Genomic DNA, 4080 nt, shown 5'->3' with positions numbered 1-4080 from the left:
CAGTTTCAGTTCGTGGACGGTTCTGTCACCAAATTTTTCCATATACTCATTCAAAGTAGAATTAAATTCTGCATTTTGGGTTAATTTAAATATTTCAACAAGTGATTTTTCGTTTTTGTTTATTATATTTTTTATTTCATCTTTTAAAGATTTGTCATTTTTTATCATAAGGCTCATTTTTTTTATATATTTCGGATAATATTTATCACCATAAATTTTATTTTTATCTGGTATTATTATTGTGTAATATTTTGCATTTTTTGAATTAAAAAATCTCTTTCTTGAAGCTAAAACCTCTTTGATTTGATTTAATTCTTCTTCCGAAAATAAATTAATATTTTGATAATTTAAAATAGAATTATCACCTTTGTAAAATATCCAATCTTCTTTTCCTAGAAATGCAACATCATTTTCTACTCTATTTGTAATAATTTCATTTAATTTACTATTTTTCCTTATAATAAGTTCTCTTTTATAAAAATGATCACTTAACCAATCCTCTGTTTCTTTTCCGAAATTTAAATTTATTTTATTATCTAAAAAAGGCACATCATTATCGCCTAAAGCTTTTAAAATAAGAGCTAGCGTAGTTATACGTTGCTGCCCATCGACTATATTGTTAATTGATTCTTTGTTTTCATGTACTTCCTTATGCAAAATTATGTGCCCTAGTAAAATTTCATTAGAGCTTCCATTTTTAAACGATCTTTTAATGCTTGAAAGCAGCCCTAAAGCCAAATCCTCACTCCATACATATGGGCGTTGGTAGTATGGGATTTGATAATTTGCGCTACTTAGTATGTCATCTGCACTTAAAATGTAATTATTCTACTCATTGTCGTCATTTGTCATAGTATTTCTCCTTAAATCTTTTAAAATTTTACTATAAAAAGCCTAAAATTTTTATCCTTTAAATAAAAATGACACCGTTTTAACTCCGCTAGTTGTGTTGCTAAAACCCTATCCTTTTTACTTTATTTTCATTCTTTAGCGCGACTTCCCGTTCCAATCTCTCATAAAAATCATCGCTGTTTTTAACCCTTTTAAATTTAGCCTGTCTTCGCACGCTCGCAAAATCTCCTGGCGCCAAAAAGCTTAAACCCGAAATTCTTGCAGCTACGTTTTCGTCAAATTTTATCCTTAATGATGCGCACTCTTTTTTGAACAAATTTAATGCTTGATTTGGCAATAAATATCCGAACTCAAGCTTTAAATCAAATCTTCTAAGACTTGCCTTATCGAGATTATCGATCAAATTCGTCGTAGCGATAAAGATGCCACCAAAGCTCTCCATCTGCACTAGCATTTCATTTACTTGAGTTACCTCCCAGCTTCTAGCAGCTAGGCTTCTATCTTGTAAAAAGCTATCGACTTCATCAAATACTAGCACTGCTTTTTTGCTACCAGCCTCTTTAAAGGCCTCGGCTATATTTTTCTCGGTTCCGCCGACCCACATAGATAAAAGCTCGCTTCCTTTTTTGATGATTATTGGCTTTCTTAGACTTTTGGCGATAAATTTAGCATAGGCGCTCTTCCCAGTTCCTGGAACTCCGTAAAGGCAAATCCTAGCGCTTTTGCTTTCTTTTATGCCCTGCATTAGCTCGTTTAGGTCGCAGCTTGAGTTTACGAAATTTGGATCATAGCTGCTAGGCAGATCATCTTTTAATCTCTCTTTTTTATTATCCTTTTCTAGCGCGCCGTAGCCTTGTGCTTTTAAAGTATTGCTTATCACGCGCTCAAAAGCCTTGTTTTTATCTCTTAGACTTAAGCTTGAAACGACTAAGCTTGCATTGCTAACGATTGCGGGCGCAATAAATTCATTTTTTGCAAGTTTATTGATTAGCTTATTATCTATCAAATTTGCGCTATATTCTTTGATGATCCTCGCTCTTACGTTTTTATTAGGCACTCCAAGCTTTATGGCTAGATTAAAACGTCTAATGACGGCCTCGTCCATGCTATAAATATTATTCGTAATCCAAATAGTAGGTACTTCGTTGGTTTCAAGAGCTCTATTTATAAAGGCTTTGCCGTATTGCCTTTTCTCGTCGTTATTTATGTTAAATACATCCTCGGCTTCATCATACATCAGCAAATTTGAACCTGCTTGCAAGATATTTTGCGCGAGGCAATAAGATCTTATTCTTTGGGCTTCATTATCGTATCCGCTTTCGTCTCCATAAGCAACCTTATAAAGCTTTAAACTTAATTCTTTTGCTAAAACCTTGCTAAGCTCGGTCTTGCCTGTACCTGCAGGGCCGTATAAAAGTACGTTTACGCCTTTTTGTCTTTTGCGGATAGCATTTTTTAAAAAAGAGATTAAAATTTGCGTATCATCTTTAATATGAGCATAATTTTTAAGAGTTAAATTTGTATTGCTACAAGGTTTTATGGTGCTTGCGAAAATTTCGTCTATGCTTTCGCATTTAACAAATAAAGCGCCTATGAAGTCGTTATTTATCACGTCAATTTTTGATCTTAAATTGCGTCCGTAGATATCTAATTTTATAAGTGAAGTTTTAGCAAAAATTCCATCTTTTTTAAAAGCTTTTTGTACGTCAATAAAGCTTAAATTTAATATCTGTGATATGGCTTTTGCAGCCTGTCTATCGTTTAAATTTTCTGTCAGCTCGCAAGCGTCCGAAACGATTTCGTAATTAAACATAATCGCGACGAACCTCAAAATAGCCTTTTCGGTATCGTTTAAACCTAAATTTGCTTGAAGCAAATTTAAATTATATTCGAGCTCTTTTAACTCGCATGAAATTTTGCTTTTCTCAAGAACGGCAAGCTTATCTTTTAGGATTTTAATATCTTGCTGGGTTGGCTCGTCCGAATTAATCTCTAAAAATTCCAAAAGGTTGCCATATTTGGATTTTAGAAATTCTCTTTGTGCTCCAGCACAAAATATCGCTCTGAGTATCCAAAGACTGGCAAGGTCATATATCTCGCTATCTACGAATAAATTTCTGTTTTTCATTAGTACCTCCTTGTTTATTTTGGAGGTATTTTACTATGCAAAGAGGACAGATTTATGTCCATATTAATGTAAATATATGTTTTGTATGTGAATTTTATATCATTTTTGCAGCGCAAACGAGTTGCTATATTTAATATGCTTGCGTTTTCAGTAAATTTACGAAAGGCATTTTTTATAGAGCTTAATATATAAAAAGTATTTTGCACTAAAATTTTATATTTTACTAATTAAGGATTAGGGAATTTAAGTGGCTCCGGATGCTGGATTCGAACCAGCGACCAAGCGGTTAACAGCCGCCTACTCTACCGCTGAGCTAATCCGGAACGCGTAGAATGGATGGTGCGGATGAAAGGACTTGAACCTTCATGCCGTGAGGCGCCAGATCCTAAGTCTGGTGTGTCTGCCAATTTCACCACATCCGCAAAAAAGAAAGCGCATATTAGCCAAAAAGCTCTTAATATGAGCTTAATATGGTACGCCCAAGAGGATTCGAACCTCTGGCCTACGGCTTAGAAGGCCGTTGCTCTATCCAACTGAGCTATGAGCGCAAAATATCAAATCAGTGGTACGCTCGAAAGGAGTCGAACCTTCAACCTACAGATCCGAAGTCTGTTGCTCTATCCAATTGAGCTACGAGCGCATAAAGTGGGGTGAGTTGTGGGAATCGAACCCACGACCCTCAGGACCACAATCTGATGCTCTAACCTACTGAGCTAAACTCACCACAATGGTCGGAGCGAAAGGATTCGAACCTTCGACCCTCTGGTCCCAAACCAGATGCGCTACCAGCCTGCGCTACGCTCCGTAGATTTTCGTGGATTGAATGAAAAGCGTATTATATATATTTTTTCTTAAATTCCGCTTTTTGCGGTCTTAAATTTAATGAAATTTAGCAAGTCTCATCTGTTTTTCTAAATTTTTCAATAAAATTTGCATCAGCGCCAGCCCCTTCGTGCGGTGCGAAATTTCAAATTTCACCGCAGCGGGTAGCTCCCCGATCGTGCGGTCAAATCCGCGCGGAATAAACATAAAATCGTATCCGAAGCCGTTGTGACCGCGCTCTTCGCAGATCGCCGTGCCGTGCATAAAGCCGTGCGCCG

General features: G+C 36.1%; 3 protein-coding genes and 6 tRNA genes. All 9 read right to left on the bottom strand.

Annotated elements, in window-relative coordinates; translation table 11 throughout:
* Positions 1–801: DUF262 domain-containing protein (locus Q0277_RS03310; RefSeq protein WP_297995572.1), on the bottom strand; the 801-nt coding region annotated here is incomplete at its 3' end.
* Between the two features lie 151 nt (positions 802–952).
* Positions 953–2980 (bottom strand): ATP-binding protein, encoded by a 2028-nt coding sequence (locus Q0277_RS03305; RefSeq protein WP_297995571.1) that lies wholly within the window; start codon positions 2978–2980, stop codon positions 953–955.
* 248 nt (positions 2981–3228) lie between these two features.
* Positions 3229–3303: transfer RNA gene (locus tag Q0277_RS03300), tRNA-Asn, on the bottom strand.
* Positions 3304–3317: 14 nt separating this feature from the next.
* Positions 3318–3402 (bottom strand) — tRNA-Leu (locus tag Q0277_RS03295).
* Between the two features lie 49 nt (positions 3403–3451).
* Positions 3452–3528 (bottom strand) — tRNA-Arg (locus Q0277_RS03290).
* Positions 3529–3543: 15 nt separating this feature from the next.
* Positions 3544–3620, bottom strand: a tRNA-Arg gene (locus Q0277_RS03285).
* Between the two features lie 6 nt (positions 3621–3626).
* A tRNA-His gene (locus tag Q0277_RS03280) sits at positions 3627–3703 on the bottom strand.
* A 5-nt stretch (positions 3704–3708) separates the two neighbouring features.
* Positions 3709–3785: transfer RNA gene (locus tag Q0277_RS03275), tRNA-Pro, on the bottom strand.
* Between the two features lie 74 nt (positions 3786–3859).
* Positions 3860–4080, bottom strand: a 221-nt coding sequence (locus Q0277_RS03270) for a non-canonical purine NTP pyrophosphatase (RefSeq protein WP_297995569.1), incomplete at its 5' end; no start/stop codon positions are given.

The sequence above is a fragment of the uncultured Campylobacter sp. genome (assembly GCF_938030815.1).
Classification (GTDB): domain Bacteria; phylum Campylobacterota; class Campylobacteria; order Campylobacterales; family Campylobacteraceae; genus Campylobacter_B.
The sequence above is the reverse complement of the archived record's forward strand: the minus strand, read 5'-3'. Positions and strand labels throughout refer to the sequence as shown.

Excerpts from the sequence above, each read along its gene's own strand:
- Q0277_RS03305 (WP_297995571.1), bottom strand. The coding sequence starts at position 2,980 with ATGAAAAACAGAAATTTATTCGTAGATAGCGAGATATATGACCTTGCC.